The 18,372-nt window shown below is 43.7% G+C and carries 15 protein-coding genes; 13 read left to right on the top strand and 2 right to left on the bottom strand.

What is annotated here, in order from left to right; translation table 11 throughout:
* Positions 1 to 436: 436 nt before the first annotated feature.
* Entirely contained in the window at positions 437 to 1,297 is an 861-nt protein-coding gene (locus FRX45_RS16885; RefSeq protein ID WP_152269629.1) for a zinc-dependent peptidase, read from the bottom strand.
* A 30-nt stretch (positions 1,298 to 1,327) separates the two neighbouring features.
* A complete protein-coding gene (locus FRX45_RS16880) occupies positions 1,328 to 2,605 on the bottom strand; it encodes a DUF2130 domain-containing protein (protein WP_152269628.1) in 1,278 nt (425 codons plus the stop codon).
* A gap of 69 nt (positions 2,606 to 2,674) precedes the next feature.
* On the opposite strand from FRX45_RS16880, the gene FRX45_RS16875 reads away from it, so the two are divergent.
* From FRX45_RS16875 to FRX45_RS16815, 13 genes are all read left to right on the top strand, one after another.
* Positions 2,675 to 3,547, top strand: a complete 873-nt coding sequence (locus FRX45_RS16875; protein WP_152269627.1) for a sugar phosphate isomerase/epimerase family protein — start codon at positions 2,675 to 2,677, stop codon at positions 3,545 to 3,547.
* A 104-nt stretch (positions 3,548 to 3,651) separates the two neighbouring features.
* Positions 3,652 to 6,528 carry a PVC-type heme-binding CxxCH protein gene (locus FRX45_RS16870; RefSeq protein WP_152269626.1) on the top strand — a complete coding sequence of 959 codons (2,877 nt, stop codon included), beginning with the start codon at positions 3,652 to 3,654 and terminating at the stop codon, positions 6,526 to 6,528.
* Positions 6,529 to 6,636: 108 nt separating this feature from the next.
* Positions 6,637 to 7,986, top strand: coding sequence for a DegT/DnrJ/EryC1/StrS family aminotransferase (locus FRX45_RS16865; RefSeq protein WP_152269625.1), 1,350 nt, complete (start codon positions 6,637 to 6,639; stop codon positions 7,984 to 7,986).
* 408 nt (positions 7,987 to 8,394) lie between these two features.
* Positions 8,395 to 9,738, top strand: a complete 1,344-nt coding sequence (locus tag FRX45_RS16860; RefSeq protein WP_152269624.1) for a neutral/alkaline non-lysosomal ceramidase N-terminal domain-containing protein — start codon at positions 8,395 to 8,397, stop codon at positions 9,736 to 9,738.
* Between the two features lie 132 nt (positions 9,739 to 9,870).
* Complete coding sequence (locus FRX45_RS16855; protein ID WP_152269623.1) at positions 9,871 to 10,551, top strand: hypothetical protein; 681 nt, start codon at positions 9,871 to 9,873, stop codon at positions 10,549 to 10,551.
* Between the two features lie 211 nt (positions 10,552 to 10,762).
* The gene (locus FRX45_RS16850; protein WP_152269622.1) at positions 10,763 to 11,050 is read left to right on the top strand and encodes a DEAD/DEAH box helicase family protein; all 288 of its coding nucleotides are present in this window, start codon (positions 10,763 to 10,765) and stop codon (positions 11,048 to 11,050) included.
* A 36-nt stretch (positions 11,051 to 11,086) separates the two neighbouring features.
* Positions 11,087 to 13,861, top strand: a complete 2,775-nt coding sequence (locus FRX45_RS16845; protein WP_152269621.1) for a sugar-binding domain-containing protein — start codon at positions 11,087 to 11,089, stop codon at positions 13,859 to 13,861.
* A gap of 172 nt (positions 13,862 to 14,033) precedes the next feature.
* The gene (locus FRX45_RS16840) at positions 14,034 to 14,315 is read left to right on the top strand and encodes a type II toxin-antitoxin system RelE/ParE family toxin (RefSeq protein WP_152269620.1); all 282 of its coding nucleotides are present in this window, start codon (positions 14,034 to 14,036) and stop codon (positions 14,313 to 14,315) included.
* 10 nt (positions 14,316 to 14,325) lie between these two features.
* Entirely contained in the window at positions 14,326 to 14,625 is a 300-nt protein-coding gene (locus tag FRX45_RS16835; protein ID WP_152269619.1) for a HigA family addiction module antitoxin, read from the top strand.
* 263 nt (positions 14,626 to 14,888) lie between these two features.
* Positions 14,889 to 15,284, top strand: a complete 396-nt coding sequence (locus FRX45_RS16830; RefSeq protein WP_152269618.1) for a hypothetical protein — start codon at positions 14,889 to 14,891, stop codon at positions 15,282 to 15,284.
* Positions 15,272 to 15,586: an MmcQ/YjbR family DNA-binding protein gene (locus FRX45_RS16825; RefSeq protein WP_152269617.1), complete on the top strand. Its 315-nt coding sequence runs from the start codon at positions 15,272 to 15,274 to the stop codon at positions 15,584 to 15,586. Before FRX45_RS16830 ends, FRX45_RS16825 begins: the two co-directional genes overlap by 13 nt.
* 549 nt (positions 15,587 to 16,135) lie before the next feature.
* Positions 16,136 to 16,426 carry a hypothetical protein gene (locus FRX45_RS16820; protein ID WP_152269616.1) on the top strand — a complete coding sequence of 97 codons (291 nt, stop codon included), beginning with the start codon at positions 16,136 to 16,138 and terminating at the stop codon, positions 16,424 to 16,426.
* Complete coding sequence (locus tag FRX45_RS16815) at positions 16,423 to 18,261, top strand: ATP-dependent nuclease (protein ID WP_152269615.1); 1,839 nt, start codon at positions 16,423 to 16,425, stop codon at positions 18,259 to 18,261. The genes FRX45_RS16820 and FRX45_RS16815 overlap by 4 nt, the downstream gene beginning before the upstream one ends.
* Positions 18,262 to 18,372: the final 111 nt, after the last annotated feature.

Below are 18,372 nucleotides of genomic sequence, written 5' to 3'. Positions count from 1 at the left end.
GTTTGTGTATATTATAAACCTTGCATCCCTTTGGGATGGAATACAGCATTAATTAAAATGCTATTGGCTGGTTGGATTGAAATACATGTGGCATGACATGAATTGTTCAACCCCGTTGGGGTCGCAGTTTTTCTGTTTGTGTATATTATAAACCTTGCATCCCTTTGGGATGGAATACAGCATTAATTAAAATGCTATTGGCTGGTTGGATTGAAATACATGTGGCATGACATGAATTGTTCAACCCCGTTGGGGTCGCAGATTCTCTGTCTGTATATATTATAAACCTTGCATCCCTTTGGGATGGGGAGAACCCCTCCATAGAAATTGGCCGCAGGAATTTGTATGTGACCCTGAAAGGGTCTCAGGTTTATAATCCTAATAATAGAAATGAATTTCGACCCCAACGGGGTCGAAGAAGAAGGGAAACCTAATGCTACACTTTCTCGAATAAATGATTGGGATAGTTCAACGGATCCTGGTTGAGCAGATCGCACAACACCTTATACAACTCCGGGTAGTGCAGTTGCAAACGATCGGGACTTTTAAAATAGATCTCTATGCTTTCCGCCCAGAATTCCTGGAAATCTTTGATCGCATATTCGGAATACAAACCAATTGTGAGGATTTTTTCTACGTGATAAATTTTATCACCAATGGAATTGAACTTGCTGAAGGAATCTTTAAAATCCCTGTCAATGCTCAGTTCCGTTTCAAAATTCTGGTAATACAAAGCATGCGCCATTTCATGTAACCCAACATTCTGGAGGTCGTATTTGTTTTTGTATCCCTCCAGGAACTGTTTCCACGCAATATTAATGGTATTGCCTGTTACGTTACCGATAAGTATCCTGAAAGGTTCCAGTCCAACAAAGGCTTCGGGAAAGATCTGTATGATATTGAAATGCGACAGCAGGTATTTTCTTAAACCAAAAGTAAGCTGAATGGCAGCAGCGCTGATCAGGATGGGCATCTCCCGGTACCCTTTTTTATCATGTATAATGAATATTTTAGTATTAATGAATTTTCTGAGCCGGCTGATGAATTTTTCGCGGTCTATGTCTAAAAGGCGGTTATAATAGGAAAAATGTTTGGTAAGTACAGCATTCAATACTTCATCCGGAAATTCAAGTTCGTTGCCATTATATACCAAAGGGCATTTAATATGCGCTTCCTCCTGTGCAATTTTATCATGCCCCTGCTGATCGGTTGAATCGGTAAGGGTATGCCTGGCAGACCGTGTGAGTCGCCAGATTACTGCAATAACTAATATGATTGTTACTATCCAGGTAATCATTCCATTTGCTTGGGGACAATATATAACGTCTTAGCCCCCCAATAAATTATCCTTTTCCTCCTCTTCCAGCAAATTGAGGTCAATGGAGTCCTGTCCCGCAATACCTTCAATAGAGCCGCGTATATGTGCGGCATTCAATAATACTTTTTCCAGGTGTTTCTCCCTGGCCTTCCATAATTTCTCCATGGCATCTCTTTCTTTTTGAATGGACATCCGCATAGAGAGAAATCCTTCCCTTATGGCTTTCCATTGTTCAGCGAATTCCTGCCCGGTCAAATAATCATAGAGCAAATGCATTTTATCGCCCTTGTTTTCCTGCGACCGTGTAGCGTTATATATTTTAATGATACCATCCCGCAAAATATGAGCCAGAGCCCTCACTTCAGCAAAACTGCAGATCCACACACCATTTTTTTCTCCAAACTGTTCCATATCCTTTGGCATGGCCTGGGTAACAATTACGGCTACCTCGGCGCCCTGTGTTCGCATTTCCGCTTTCAGCTTTTCAATCCAGTCGTTTGCAAAGTGCTGTGCTCTTTTGCTTTCATAAATGATCTTACCGCATTCCTGTCCAAACTGGTTGCGTATGGTTTGAATGCAATCTGCACCCCTCGCGCCCTTACCAACCTCCATTATAACATCAAATGGAAAGCTGCCTCTCAGCAGGTTTTCCAGCAACAGTTCCTGTACTTCACCCTGCATTTGCATGGAGCCCTGTTCCGCTTTGCGTTTCATTTCATCCACCAGCTTTTTCTGGTCTTCTAATTGTTTCTCCATCTCCTTCATCCTTAGCTGGTATTCGGTTTCTTTGGCGCTTCCCTTTTGTTCTTCCAGTTTTCTTACTTCTGCTGAAATTTTTTCTCTTTCCGTCAATAGTGTTTGCTGAATACTAATCTCCATTTCCTGCTCTCTCGTTTTCAGGGCCTGTTCTTTTTTAAGGTATTCCAGTTCTTTATTGCGGGCTTCCTGCAGCTTTGTTTCATTATCCCTGTTGTTTTGTTGCAGCATTTGTAATTGGTTCTCAAAATCTGCGCTTATGCTTTTCCGTATATTCTCCTCAAGCGATTTTTGCATCTTCACTTTTTCATCGGCTAACTTACCGGCATATTCCGCTTCTTTCTGCTGCACCTGTTGCAACAGCATTTGTTCTTTGCGCAAAAAGGCTTCCTGCTTTTTAAGCAGTTCTTCATCTTTTTGTTTTATATAAGTAGCCATCTTTTCACGTAATTCCTTCTTATACTCTTCAGAAACTGCATCTTCCATGGGGAATTGATGACCGCAATTGGGACATTTTATTTCAGTAGCCATTATCTAAATTTATGCAAGTTTACAAAACCCCTAAAAAATCAATATATTTAGTTTTCAAAAAAAACAGGTATGATAACAAGACGATTGCTGTTAAAAAAATCTTTGGTACTTACTTCATTGCTGCAAACGGGTGTTTTTAAAACGTTGATGGCGGCTGATGGTGCGGGCCGTTTTAAAATCGGAGCCTGCGACTGGTCTATAGGAAAAGGAAGCAATATCGGTGCTTTTGAAGTAGCTAAAACCATTGGCCTGGAAGGCATTATGGTAGATATGGGCAGTGTGGAAAACAACCTGCACATCAGGCAAAAAGAAATTCAGGACGCTTATCTTAAAACTTCGGCTCAAACCGGAATTGCTATTTCGAGTTTGGCAATGGGTATATATAACCGGGTGCCGTTTCATTCCGATGACCGGGTACAGGAATGGGTAAAGGGTTCCATTGATGCGGCCAAAAATCTTAAGGTAAAGGTTTTGCTGCTGGCCTTTTTTAATGCCAGCGACCTGCGTAATGATGATGCCAGGAAAGCAGCGGCCATTAAACATTTGCGGGCATTAATGCCTTATGCAGAGGCCAAAGGTATTGTCCTTGGCATTGAATCTTACCTTGACGCAAAAGAACATATGGAGATCATTGACAAGGTGGGATCAAAAAACCTGAAAGTGTATTTCGATTTCCGCAATACGGCCGATGCGGGTCACGACCCTATTGCTGAATTTAAAAAGCTGGGAAAAGATCTGGTATGTGAGCTGCATATGAAAGAAAACGGATTTTTATTGGATAAAGGAACGGTAAACTGGAAAGGCGTAAGCGAAGCCATTTATCAAACAGGATATAAGGGTAATGGCTGGATGCAGATAGAAGGCGCCATACCCAAAGGCGGCGATACAGTTGAAAGTTACCGTCACAATCTTGCCTACTTACAAAAATTGTTTAATAAATGAATGGAGCATGGTAAATGCTTTACACACAGGGATATGCATATGCGGAGTGTTCCCTCTTTTAACGGACAGGCTAACCCACCATTAAAAAAATAAAAAATATACGGATGAAATCAACCCGCGCTTTTACAGGCATTTGCTTTTGTATTCTTTTTTTTACGGCCTGCCAGCCATCAAACCAAAAAGCCAGAACCGATCTCCCCTTTTATCTTCCTGACGACCTGGAAGTTACCCTATGGGCTGAAACACCTATGTTCTATAATCCCACCAATATGGATATAGATGCACGTGGCAGAGTGTGGGTAACCGAAGCGGTGAACTACCGCAATTTCAATAACGATTCCACTGCATTCTTTCATCATCCTAAAGGCGACAGGGTAATGATACTGGAAGATACCGATAACGATGGTGTTGCCGATTCTTCAAAATTATTTGTGCAGGATACCAGCCTTGTATCACCCTTAGGCATAGCCGTAATGGGGAATAAGGTGGTCGTTTCATGTGCTCCCAGTATTATTATATATACCGATGAAGATGGTGATGACAAGCCCGATAAAAAAGAAATTTTTCTGACTGGTTTTGGCGGAAAGGATCACGATCATTCGCTGCATGCGGTATTGGCCGGCGCCGATGGCAACTGGTATTTCAATACGGGCAATGCAGGTCCGCATATGGTAACCGATAAAAGTGGGTGGAGCCTGCGTTCGGGCAGTATATATACAGGCGGAACGCCCTATAATACCAAAAATGAAGGCAATTTAAAAAGTGATGACGGAAAAGTATGGGTTGGGGGATTGGCCCTGCGTATTCATCCGGATGGTACAGGATTAAAAGTAATGGGGCATAATTTCAGGAATGCGTATGAACTCACTGCCGATTCGTATGGCAATTTCTGGCAGAACGATAATGACGATGAAGTGGCGGCCTGCCGTGTATCGTGGCTGGCCGAAGGCGGAAATGCCGGCTACTTCAGTACAGACGGAACAAGAACCTGGCAGGCCGATCAGCGGCCCGACCAGGAGATATTTACAGCACACTGGCACCAGGAAGATCCCGGCGTAATGCCCGTGGGCGACCGGAGCGGGGCAGGAGCGCCTACAGGTGTGGTATTAAATGAAGGCGATGCGCTGGGAGAAAAATACCGCGGACTGTTATTAAGCGCCGATGCAGGAAGGAATGTCATCTTCGGTTATCATCCGCACCAGGAAAAATCGGGGCTGGTGCCCGGCGAAAGAAAGAACTTCATCACCTCTTTAAGCGGGGATAATGCATTGTATGTATGGAACGACAGTGCCGCCAATACGCATAAAGAAAAATGGTTCCGTCCCAGCGATGTGGCTATAGGAACAGATGGTGCGATATATATAGCGGATTGGTACGACCCGGTTGTGGGCGGACACCAGATGCAGGATAAAAAAGGTTTCGGAAGAATTTATCGCGTAACGCCTAAAAACAAAACACTCCGTTCCCCGAAAATTGATCTTGGGACAACCGAAGGACAAATAGCAGCACTCCGCAATCCGGCTATCAATGTGCGCCACCTTGGGTTTCAGCAATTGAAGCAGCAGGGCGAAGGGGTTGTTGAACCTGTTAGTCAATTATTAAAAGATGAAAATCCATATATACAGGCAAGGGCGATATGGTTGTTGGCACAATTGGGACAAAAAGGCGTAACGGCAACCGCAGCCCTATTAAAAAGCGATAATGAAATGACCAGGGCTACGGCTTTCCGTGCTTTGCGTGTAGCCGTTCCCGATATAATGCCCTATGCCGTGCAATTGCAAAAAGATCCTTCGGCATTTGTGCGCAGGGAAATTGCCATTGCGCTGCGGGATCTGCCTTTTGAAAAAACCAAACCCGTGTTAATGGAACTGGCCGGGCAGTTTGACGGCGAAGACCGCTGGTACCTGAATGCTGTGGCCGCAGCAATGGCCGGGCATGAAGCAGAAATATATCCCGAAATAAAACAATTGCTGGCAAATGATAAAACGCCTGCTGAGTGGGATAAAAAAATGAGCATGTTTGCCTGGCGTTTGCACCCGGCAGTGGCTTTGCCCGATCTTTTGCTGCGTGCCGGTGATGCAGCGCTTGATGCTAAGGAAAGAAGGGCTGCTGTTACCGCCATTGCGTTTATAAAAGATAAAGGGGCGGCTGAAACCATGCTGACGCTAAGCAAAAATAAGTTACCCGATGTGGCCGAACAGGCTTCCTACTGGCTTTCCTTCCGCCAGGGCAACGATTGGTATGCGTTGTTAGACTGGAAGAAATTGAAAATCAATACCGGTTATGAACGGAAATTGGCTGCCATGAAAGCAAGATTGCTGGCTGTGCAGGATGAACACCTTTCATTAGGCGCAAGAAAAGGGCGGCTGGAGCAAATGGCAAAAGATTCATTAGGCGGCCAGCTATTGATTGGTCTTGCTTCGGAAAATAAATTTCCAAAAGAACTGGTCCCTGCTATGGAAGAAAGCATTTTCAAAAACCCCGACCTAACAGTAAGGGTGCAGGCAGGGAAGTATTTTAAGCAGGCCGGCGTGCAAAAAAATTATTCCATAACTGATATTGCCGGCATAAAGGGCGATGAAAAAAATGGAAAATCCGTTTTCGCCAGCCATTGTGCTTCCTGTCATAAGGTTGGGCAAACCGGTAGCAGCATTGGGCCGGAATTAACCAGCATTGGAAAAAAGTTTGATAAGACCGGTTTGCTCGATGCCATCATTCATCCCAGTGCGGCTATACTATTGGGTTATGAACCCTGGCTCATCAATACAAAAGATGGGGGTTCCTTTTTTGGCTTTTTGATCAGTGAAAATAAACAGGCTGTAATTGTAAAAGATGTAGCCGGGCAGCAACATACCATTGCAACGGATAAGATCAGCTCAAGGCAAAAGCAAAACAAAAGCCTCATGCCGGAACCCGCTGTTGCCGGCATATCGGAACAGGAACTGGCAGATGTAGCAGGGTATTTACTGGCGGGTAAATAGGGATATGCTGACTAGTGTAAATCTATTAGCCCCTCTCCGGGCGGAGAGGGGTTGGGGTGAGGCTTCAACCCCCCAGTTTATTAAATAATACATTTTAAATCTATACGCATGCAAAGCAACTTTAACCGCCGGAAATTTATCAATACCCTTTCTATGGCGGGAGCGGGGTTGGCCATTGGAGCGCCGCATATTGCATCTGCACGTGCAGGCAATGCAAAGCCCGCGCTTTTGGGAGGCACAAAAACATTTCCCCCGGCATTCCCGGGTTGGCCGGTATACGGCCAACCCGAAGAAAAGGGACTGATGGATGTGCTGAAAAGTAAAAAATGGGGACGGTTAGATGGCAATGTGATGCCGGCTTTTGAAAGCGCATATGCGAAACAGTTAGGCGCAAAGCATTGTCTTGGCGTGTCGAGCGGCACCAGCGCATTGTATACCATGCTGGGCGCCCTTGATATTGGCCCCGGCGATGAAGTGATCATTCCCGTGTATACATTTATTGCCACCTACAATGTGGTGGTGCTCAATTATGCGCTGCCTGTATTTGTAGATACCGATATAGAAAGCTTCCAGGTTGATGCCGGTAAAATTGAAGCCGCCATCACCGCTCAAACTAAGATCATCATGCCCGTTCATATCGGCGGTTCACCTGCCAACATAGACATGATCATGGAGATTGCTGACCGAAAAAAAATTCCTGTAATAGAAGATGCCTGCCAGGCGCACCTGGCAGAATGGCGCGGAAAGAAAGTGGGTACTTACGGATTGGCGGGCGGCTTTAGCTTTCAGTCGTCGAAGAATTTAAACTGTGCAGAAGGCGGGGCTATTGTTACCAATGATGCGTCATTTGCCAAAACCTGCTATTCTTTTCATAACCAGGGGCAGGGAGGCCAGCGCGCCGCATACAACCCGGGCGTGGGTACCCGCGGAACCAATATGCGGCTTACCGAATTCCAGGGCAGTATTTTGCTGGCGCAGATGACGCGTCTTGTGGAGCAGTCGAAACGCAGAACGGAAAACGCTGATTACCTCAGCAAATTATTGAATGATATTCCGGGCATCACCCCGGCTAAATTGTATGAAGGCACTACCGCAAGTGCTTATCACCTGTATATGTTCCGCTATAATAAAGAGCATTTCGCGGGCTTAAGCCGTGCAAAATTCCTCGAAGCATTGAGTGCCGAAGGTATTCCCTGCTCCGGAGGTTATGGCATGATCAACAAAGACAGCTATGTTACCGGTCTCGCCAAAAACAAACACTATCTTAAAATATACGGTGAAAAAACCATGCAGGAATGGTTAGCGCGCAATCAATGTCCGCAAAACGATATACTGAGCACCGAACAGGCGATATGGTTTTTCCAGAACATGTTGCTGGGCAGTAAAACGGATATGGATCAGATTGCCGCGGCTATCCGTAAAATACAAAAGAACGCGGCGGCGTTGGGTAAGGGGTGAGGGTTGTGAGTGGTGAGAGGTGAAAAGTGAATGGTCGGTAGTCATTACAGACCCTTCCTTCGTCAGGGTGACAGGCAGTGGGTTGTTGCTTTGGCTTTGTTTTAAATGCTCAACGGCTTTACTGCTGTTTTATCATGCTGACGCAGGAAGCATCTGTACCTCTCTGTATTGTCATGGTGAGGAACGGACCATCTGCGATGGTTGAACCGATCCAGACCCTTCCCTGCTTGTCGGTAGGCAAGCTGCGTCAGGGTGACAGGCAGTGGGTTGTTGCTTTGGCTTTGTTTTAAATGCTCAACATTTCTACTACTGTTATCATTACCAGCCTGCCCGCCGGTAGTCCTCCTTCGTAGGAATGACAAACGACAGTAAAAGGAATTTTGATTAGATTTAATAAAAAATGCGCGCATGAAAAAAATACTCATCCCTATACTTACCGTGGCCTTTATATTAATAACGGCTAAGTTGTGGGCCGGTGATATGAAAGTGGGTATTGGCCGCAAAGCCATTACGCCGCAGGGAGATGCCTGGTTAAATGGTTACGCCAACCCCGCCAGGTTAAAACCCGCCACCGGCATTGCGCACGATCTTTGGGCCAAGGCGCTTGTTTTTGAGGAATCCCCCACCAGCAGGGTAGTGATCGTTACAACGGATCTGCTTGGCTTGTCGCACGAAATATCGGTGGATATCGCTAAAAGGCTGAGCGATAAATACGGCATCCAGCGTTCACAATTATTATTGAATTCATCGCATACCCATTCGGCTCCCATGGTTTGGCCGGCAGCCGGTATGTTTTATTACAAGCCCGATGATATGCAAACGGTATACAAATACACCCGGCAACTGGTGGAAGATATTATAGCGGCCGTAGATATGGCGATGGCCGGTCTTGCGCCCATGCAGGTATGGAGCGGGCACGGGGAAGCAGACTTTGCCTTCAACAGGCGCGACCCTAAATTAACAATCCGTCCCGTGGATCACGATGTGCCTGTACTTAAAATTGCTACACCCGGCGGTGAGCTGAAAGCTGTATTGTTTGGTTATGCCTGTCACAATACAACGTTACCCGGCGATTACACCGAAGTGAACGGCGATTATGCAGGTTATGCGCAAATTGAACTGGAAAAAATGTATCCCGGTATTACGGCTTTGTTTTTCCAGGGTTGTTGCGGCGATATCAATCCCAATCCGCGGGGTACAGTAGAACACGCCATGCAGCATGGAAAATCACTGGCCGAATCGGTACAAAAAGTGCTCACAGGAACATTGCAACCGGTTCGTGCGCCTATCACTACCCGTTATGAAACGGTGGAATTGGAATTCCTTCCTTTTGATTTGCAACTGTACCAAAATGATATGGTAACCGGTGATGAATATGTGCAAAGAAGAGCGAAGCTGATGTTGCAGGCTTATAACAAAGGATGGGATGTAAGCAAATACAATTATCCTGTTCAGTGTATACGCTTCGGCAAAGACCTTACTATTTTAGCCATGGCGGGAGAAGTGGTGGTGGATTACGCCCTATGGGCCAAGCAAACCTTTAAAAAAGAAAATTTATTTGTAGGCGGGTACAGCAATGAAGTGATGTGTTATATTCCCACTAAAAGAATATTGGGCGAAGGCGGCTATGAAGCCAACAGCAGCATGATCTACTATGTACTGCCGGGTCCCTTTGCAGACAATGTGGAAGAAAGGATACAGGGCGCTGTAAAGCAGGTGATGAAAGGAGTAGGGGTAAAACCTTCGAAATGATACCATGCCGGCATCCAGGTTTGGTAACCATCCTGTAGCCCGTTGCAAACCACCCCAATATTTTGTTCTTTCATTTTCTATCCTATGCAATGGTTTATGAATAATATTTTCAATGGGTTTTAAACCATTAATATGATGGATATTCTTAACTGGCTTATAAACAATTCAAATTTTATTGCTGCTGTTATCGCCGCCATTGCCATATGCGTTAGCTTGTATACGCTCAAAAAGCAGGATACACTGTCCCGTACATTAGCCAGCAGTGATTTCCAGGCTACGCAAAAAGTAAAATCAGACATTGCAGCATTGATCGCTACTTTAAGAGTTTTTGTAGTTAAAGCACAAATTATAAATGAAGATAAACTCTTCAGCAATGCTTCTAAGCGCACAACCGCGGGCATTTCGGGCGATAAGGAAAAGCTGGAGGATTTTTTGTGCAGTACAACTTCTTTTGCGCTGGCCAGTTGGATAATGCTGCTTGAAAAAAAATCAAAAAAACCGCTGAAAGAAATACAGGACTGGCGAACGATAGCACTAATGCTGGGGTACACTTTATATTCTGTTGAAGCGTATGAAAGCGGCATGTGGGCGCAAAAATCACTTTGTTTATTAGAGACACTAAATAAAAAGGATATATCGCAGATCAGTGAGCTGCTCGATGATCTTCCCAAAGCCATTTATACTATGAATACAAACGCGGAATATGATAATGCTTTAATAAGAGGAGCGAAATCTGCATGGTGCAACACCGTTCAGGCAGCAAGCGGCGCTCCGGTTCCCGAAAGTGATAACGAAAGCCGGAACAACGGCTAAGTTTTTGCTGCATAACCGCGGATACAGTTTAATAAACTTTAAGTTTAGCGGGAAAGTACAAAAAAAATTACAGGTCAATAAAAAACATGAAGCCAGCTTCAAATAAATACAACCAGCTACTTGACAGCATCGGTCTTACCATTGAACAGGCAAGGCAAAATGCTTTTAAAGCAGTAAATACAGAATTGGTTAAAACTTAAAGTAGCTTATTATGATCATCCTTCAAATTGAACACCCTGTGCCTGATTTTAAGCAATGGAAAAAGGCTTTCGACAGCGATCCGTTAAACCGCAAACAGTCGGGCGTTCGCCGTTACCAGGTGTTACACCCCATCGGCAATACCAATTACGTAATGGTATCGCTTGAGTTTGATACTGTACAGGAGGCGGAACAAATGCAGAATGCATTAAGAAAACTATGGAACCAGGTGGAAGGTAAAATTATGAAAGATCCCAAATCAAGGATTTTTGAGGCAATAGAAAGTATAGCGCTGACCTGAGCCCGCGGTTTTTATTTCCCAATCTTTTTCTTTTTTATGACAAAAGTAAAATGCGCTTTTCTTGTTATTCTTGTTACAATAATGACGGGAGCATTACACAGCCAGGTTCAAAACCTTGCAGGACAATGGAAGTTTCGGCTTGACGCTAATAATAAAGGTTTGGAAGAAAGGTGGTTTGATGCGCAACTGCCCGACAGCATTGAATTGCCGGGCTCCTGCGAAGAGCGGGGCTTTGGTATTAAAAACACAGTGAAAGATCCGCACCGTTTAACGAGAGCAATAAAATACGAAGGCAAAGCCTGGTACCGCCGCACAATAACAGTACCCGCATCATGGAAAGGAAAAAGAACAGCACTTTTTTTAGAAAGATGCCATTGGGAATCATCGTTGTGGATAGACGGCATTCCCTATGGTTTGCGGAACAGTCTTTCCGCCCCGCATGTGTATGATCTCGGCCTGCTGAACCCCGGCACACATACTATAGCAATCTGTATAGACAATACTTACGGCAGCATTCCTATTGGCACCTGGGGCTTTGCCATTACAGATGACACACAGGGAAACTGGAACGGCATTACCGGGCGGATGGAATTGCGGGCTACCGACCCAATATGGATCAGCGATATACAGGTATATGCAGACCGCCTGCAGGTGAAGCTGGGAAATATCACAGGGAAGAGTCACCAGGCTGTTTTGCAGAACAGACAGGTAACCGTACCTGCTGCAGGAGCTATCATAGACCTGCCCTTCAAACCCGCTGCACCTGTATGGGATGAATTTTCACCTGCCCTTCATACGGTTACGGTTACCCTTAGTTCGGGGAGATTCAAAGATAAAAAGAGCATGAAGTACGGCATACGAAAGTTAACAACTGCCAAAGGCCAGTTTGTTGTTAATGGGCGGCCTGTGCTCATGCGTGGCCCGGTGAACGAATGTATTTATCCTTTAACAGGATACCCGCCCATGGATAGAGCTTCGTGGGTGCGTGTGCTGGGCATTTGTAAATCATACGGCTTTAATTTTATGCGTTTCAATTCCTGGTGCCCGCCCGAAGCGGCTTTTGAAGCAGCGGATGAACTTGGCTTTTATTTGCAGGTGGAGCTTCCTTTCTGGTCAATAGATGCGCCTGTGTTTGGCGAACACCCGCTCCGCGACCAGTTCCTGTTTGATGAACTGCAGCGCATTCTTGAAACCTATGGCAACCATCCTTCCTTTGCGTTTATGGCAATGGGCAATGAATCGCCGGGCCCATTTGAAGTGCTGGTTAATAAAGGCAGGAGTATAGATACCCGTATGTTGTACCGCTGTCAGAACGGAGATACCATTACCAATGGCGATTTCGCGGAAAGGGGAACGGAGATCGGGCAGCGTGGCGTTAAAGGTCCGCGTACCGACTGGGACAGGTGGTCGCTGATCAAAACTGCGGAGACGGAAAAATACAGGTTGTCGTCATTGCCAACCTTTGCACACGAAGTAGGTCAATGGGCCAGCTATCCTGATTTTGACCAACTGGAAAAGTTTACGGGAACGCTCAGACCATACAATTACGAAGGGTTCCGGCATTCACTCGCACAAAATAATATGGCCGATCAGAACAAAGCGTTTGCACAGGCAAGCGGAAAGTTCGCCGTGTCGCTGTATAAAGATGAGATAGAAGGATGCTTGCGTTCCTATCCTTATGGTGGTTTCCAGGTTGTGGAAGCACGTGATTTTCCGGGCGAAGGATGTGCCATCATTGGCTGGCTGGATGCATTCTGGGATTCAAAAGGATTGATAACGCCGGCTGAGTTCCGTCGTTTTTGCGGGCCGGTAGTATGTCTTTTAAGCATGCCGCAGCGGATCTATACCAGCGATGAGCTGTTTACCGCAAAAGCCATGCTTTCCAATTACGGACCTGCGGCGCTGCGATCTGCTGCCGAATGGAAGATAACCGATGAACAAAATAATACAATCGCCTCCGGAAGTTTCGCCAGCAGCACAATGCAGCAGGGAAAAGTGACTTTCATCGGGGATATTAAAGCCTCCCTAAAAAAGGCGCATTCCCCTTCCCGCTTACTGGTTACCGTTAGTGCAGGCGGCACATCCAACAGTTGGAATATATGGGTATATCCTGCAAAGCAGGCTGCTGCAGCGCCTGATGTGCGTGTGCATTATGCTTTTGATGATGCGGCCCGCAAAGACCTGGCAAATGGAGAGCGTGTGCTATTGTTTTCTTCGCCTGCTGAAGGGTTATATGAAATTAAAACTGCGTTTATGGGGCCCGATAGTGTGCGGCAGTTTCCTCCTGTATCCAAAGGCAGGAGCGCAATACCCGGCACTTATATGCCCGCTTTCTGGAACATGCGGCTTTTTAACCAGGCCGGCACACTCAGCGTGCTCTGCAATCCGCAACACCCGGCGCTGGCCGGCTTTCCTACGGAAGCGCACAGCGACTGGCAATGGGCCGACCTGCTGGGCCGGTATACGGCGCAGGCATCGTACGGTATTGCAGGCGATGAAGCAATGCATGAATGGGACGACCGGTTTAACAGGTCGAAGTCGGTTGTACTGAATGAAACACCGGCGGATTACAGTCCTATTGTGCAGGTGATTGATAATTACGAAAGGAATTATAAACTGGGGATCATTTTTGAAACCCGTGTGGGAAAGGGTAAGCTCCTGATCTGCGCGCTTGACCTGGATACGGATGCCGGCAAGCGTCCTGCGGCGCGGCAACTGAAAGCCAGTTTACTGCAATATGCGGCAGGAGAAAAATTCAATCCCACGCATGAACTTTCCATTGAACTGCTGGAGAAGATCCTCAGCTTTTAACGCCCGGCATCAACCCGTTTCATCCCATAAGTAATTATAAATGCTCAAAATTATTTATAAATAATGCGGGTTGCACAAAGGGATGAATTGGGCGCCATAATACCTTTTTAACTCAAGCCTCTTTTCATTTTCATTTAAAATACTTACTTTTGGCGTTAGTAACGGAAATAGCATGATCATTTCATTTGGCAATTCGGATACAGAAAAAATTTGGAATGGTATTAGAGTTAAGAAACTGCCGGTTGAAATTCAAAACATTGGAAGAAGAAAATTGAGAATGCTTAATAACTCCGCTGATCTTGCAGACTTAAGAATTCCTCCTTCCAACAGACTTGAAAAATTATCCGGAAAGCTTAAAGATTTTTATAGCATTAGGGTAAATGATCAGTGGAGAATAATTTTTAAATGGAATTCAGGCAATGCTTTTGAAGCTGAAATAATTGACTATCATTAAACAAAGTAAAATGGCAAAACTTAAAAATATACATCCGGGTGAAGTACTTCTTAAAGAGTTCCTGTTACCATTGAATATTTCTGCATACAGACTTGCAAAAGATGTTGAAATACCTCAGACCCGTATTTCTGAAATCATAAAAGGTAACCGGCGGATTACTGCCGGTACTGCGCTGAGATTCAGTAAATATTTTGGAAATTCTGCAAAATTCTGGCTTGGTATGCAAGCCGATTTTGATATAGAAGAAGAGCTTTCCAATAAAGCTTCTTCGATTCAATCTATCAAAACATTCAGTTCCAAAGTAGCATAACGGCGCCCACCAATCTGGAGCCCATCGTTAACGTTTCGCACCTTTTGGAAATTGAGTAAAGAAAACGCGCGAATGGGATTTACATAGTCTGACACTTTGAACTTTCGGCGAATAATCTCTGTATTTGCCGCTAAATAATTTATCCGGCAGACACACTTTGTTCATCTTTTTGTTGTTACTTCATCTTTTGTTCTTCAACCGGCTCATCGCTCATCCTTAATCGTCTGACAAGCTCCAAACCTAATACTTGCTTAAAAAATAAAATGCAGTTTAAAACATCAATAAATATTTTGCTGGGATTGCTTGTTGCGGTAATTCTGTTTCATATCGCTGTGATCGCTAAAGCAATTCCTTATAAGATCGCCTGGGGCGGGCGACTTGAAAATGATCAGGAAATGTATGTTTTTGAAGCCATCTCCATTTTGATCAACTTATTTCTGGGACTTGTTCTGCTCATGAAAGCCAGCTATATAAAATTCCGGTTTAAGAAAAAAGCAATAGACGTAATACTATGGATCTTTCTTGCTTTATTTGTTCTGAATACGGTTGGTAATCTTTTCGCAAAAACAAACTTTGAGCAATCATTTGCTGTTTTGACCTTTGTTTTTGCTGTTCTTATCCTGATGATTTTGAAACCCAGGCAGTCATGGTTACATTAGAACAAATAAGGGCAATAGCTTTGGCATTGCCGGCGGTTACTGAAAGTTTACACTTCAGGCTGCCTACTTTTAAAGTGGGAGACAGGGGATTTATAACGGTTCAGAAAGACGCGGCCATTATGGCCTTGCCGGAGCTTTTGGCTGAGTCCTTATCAAACAGCGAACCTGAAAAATTTGAGCTGGTTCGCAGAAACAGAAAGTATTTTGTAGGACTAAAAGCAGATTTAAAAAATACCGGCATTGCCGACCTGAAGCCGCTCATACAGGAAGCATATAACTTTAGAAAGACGGGAAAGAAGTAGATCATTGTTTTTTGGTGGAAGCATAAATCTGTCTGGTGCGGTCGGCATCCGACGAAGGAGTTGTCGCGCCGGGGTCTTCACAGCCGGGCAACTGTGTGGCGGCGAGACCCTGACGCTATAAAACTATTAAACTTTTGTGCTGATCCGAAGTTGCCCGATGCGGCCGGTATCCGCCGCGGCGGATCAGCCCGCGCTAACAATGCATGCTGCAAATCTATTAATACCTGGTTTCAACCGCGAACGCAATAAAACCGCCACCCGCATGTCAAAACACGCCAAATACTAAAAAAAACACCGTTTTTAATAAAAAATGGATAGGTTTGAAATAGTTTCAATCCGCACTACTATAACCCGGCAATCAACCCGTATCATTCCATTTTTAGGATTTTTGGACCAGTGCAATAGTGAAGGAATATTGCTGTCAGCCGGTTGTAAACGCTTAGGAGCGTTTATGAGTGCTTGTAAGCGATAAAAATTATTTATAAATAAAGCAGGTTGCGCAAAGCGATGAGTTAGCGGCAATTCTATTTGACACCCTAAAGCTAAAAAATGAAACTGCTTATTACACAAGCAATAGAAAAGCGAAAACTAATTGAGTTTGTTTATGATGGTGGCAGACGAGTAGTTGAGCCTCATTGTTTTGGCAAGAATTCGAAGGGCAACGAAATTGTTAGAGCATTCCAAGTCGATGGATATTCTTCAACGGGGAAAATGGGTTGGAAGCTTTATGACATAGCTAAAGTCGCGTCCTTAACTCTACTTGAGGAAGTATTTTTTAGCCCAAGACCAGACTACGTGAAAGGTGATAAAGGGATGACGATAATATATTGCGAGCTATGAAACTTGTTGAAATTCAACTAGAGGGATTTAAGTGTTTTCAAAACAATACTGTTATTCCAATCCAAAACATATCTGTTTTGATAGGCGAAAATGATTCTGGAAAATCATCAATCTTGCGAGCTATTGAATTACTTCTAACAAAACAAAATCCAAGCTTAGAAGAGTACTTTTCTCTGAATAACATTTCAGTTGATGAGTTCGAAATCAAAGCAAAGTTTGAGGTAACTCAAAAAGATGATGCAAATAGTTTAAAGACTTACCTAATTGGAAATAATCTTTCTGTCAAAAAAAAGTATAAAAAGCAAGAAGCGTTTAAAACCTTTGTTCTAAAGCCCGTCTTTCAAAATAATAACTTAGAACAATACCAGACTTTAAATGCTGAAAATACTAAACAACTACTTGAAGAATTGAGCATTGATGAACTTCCCAATCAAGAAGAAAGACGAGCTGCACTTAAAAAATATATTGAGGAAAATTGGGAGACAATACCTAAATCTACAGCAGAAGTAGAGATAAACTTTAATGATATACAAAGCCACCTTCCCATTTACCAATACTATGGAAGTCATATTTATGGGAATCCACAAGCCTTAGTTAAAAAAACATTGGACAATATCTATTCTTCGCATTTTTACGACGAATCTGGAAATTTAAAGTTGTCTTCAATAAAAAGGTTGAAAGAAAAAGTCTTTCGAAATCTCAATAAAGATATTGAAGAGAAACTGCTCGCAAAAATTAAATTATACAATCCAAATGTTCTGAAAATTCAGGGTAGACTCGACATAGACTTTTCTAGGGGATTAGATTTTCAGGGCTTGGAACTAGATGAAGGCACTGGTTTCAAACTAATTGACCAAAAAGGGGAAGGCTCAAAAAAACGTTTATTTCTTTCAATATTAGAGTGGGATAAAGAAGTTCAGTCTGGCTTGGTGAATAGCAGAGCTGTTTTTAGGGCATATGACGAACCTGATGCTAATTTGCATTACGATGCTCAACGAAAAATGTTTAATGCAATAACAGACGTTTCAAACGACACAAATTCAAATGTTCAGTCTATAATCGCAACTCATTCAATTGCTATGATTGACAGAGCACCTTCTAACTCAATAATTCAAGTAATTCAAAATACAGGAGTGTCGAGCGTTGACTATTTGCATTCTGATGGTGACCAGGATATAATAAACTTCTTAAATCAAATTTCGATTATTGGCGGAATCAAAAACAGCAGTATATTCTATGAAAAGTGCTTTTTGTTAGTTGAGGGAGAAAGTGAAGAATCAGCTATCCCCAAAATTTACAAAAAGCTATTTAATAGGACACTTTCTGAAAGCGGAATTGTACTCATAAACTTGAATTCGAATGGAGCTTGGTATAATTTTCTAAAACTATTGCATAGGAATAAGAAAGACGTAACAGTTATGCTACTTGATACGGATACTCAAAACCCGAACTGTGGAGCCAATGTAACTGTAGACAAACTAAACGAAATTGGATTTGGTGGAGCATTCTTAACTTCAAATGTATTTTTTGCAGGCATACAAGAGTTTGAAGACATATTTCCAGATTCAGTAATTCGAGATGTCTTTAATCGACTTTACGAAAGACCGACGAAGGGTAAGTGGACTAGTGGGCATATTAAGAATTTAAGAGCCACATGTCCAAAACTTTCAAAGGGATTTTTCAAGGCAAGTAAGCAACACATCACTCATCATAAAAAAATTTATAAGAAACCAGAATTTGCAACTGAATTAGCAGATGTAATAACAGCGAAAGAACTTAACAAAATTCAAATACTGACAGACCTTTTTCAGAAAGTACACAGTATTGTCGACTAAAGCCTCGTTTTGGCGCAAGAATGAGGCGTAGGAAAAGAGCGAAGGTTTCTTGTACCGTATAAAAAAAGTTTAAAATTATGCATGGGCTCAAAGCGGTCTTAAGGTTGACAA

Origin of the sequence: Agriterribacter humi (genome assembly GCF_009192765.1) — a bacterium.
GTDB lineage: Bacteria > Bacteroidota > Bacteroidia > Chitinophagales > Chitinophagaceae > Agriterribacter > Agriterribacter humi.
Note: the sequence above shows the minus strand (reverse complement) of the source record. Positions and strands in the feature narration are given on the sequence as shown.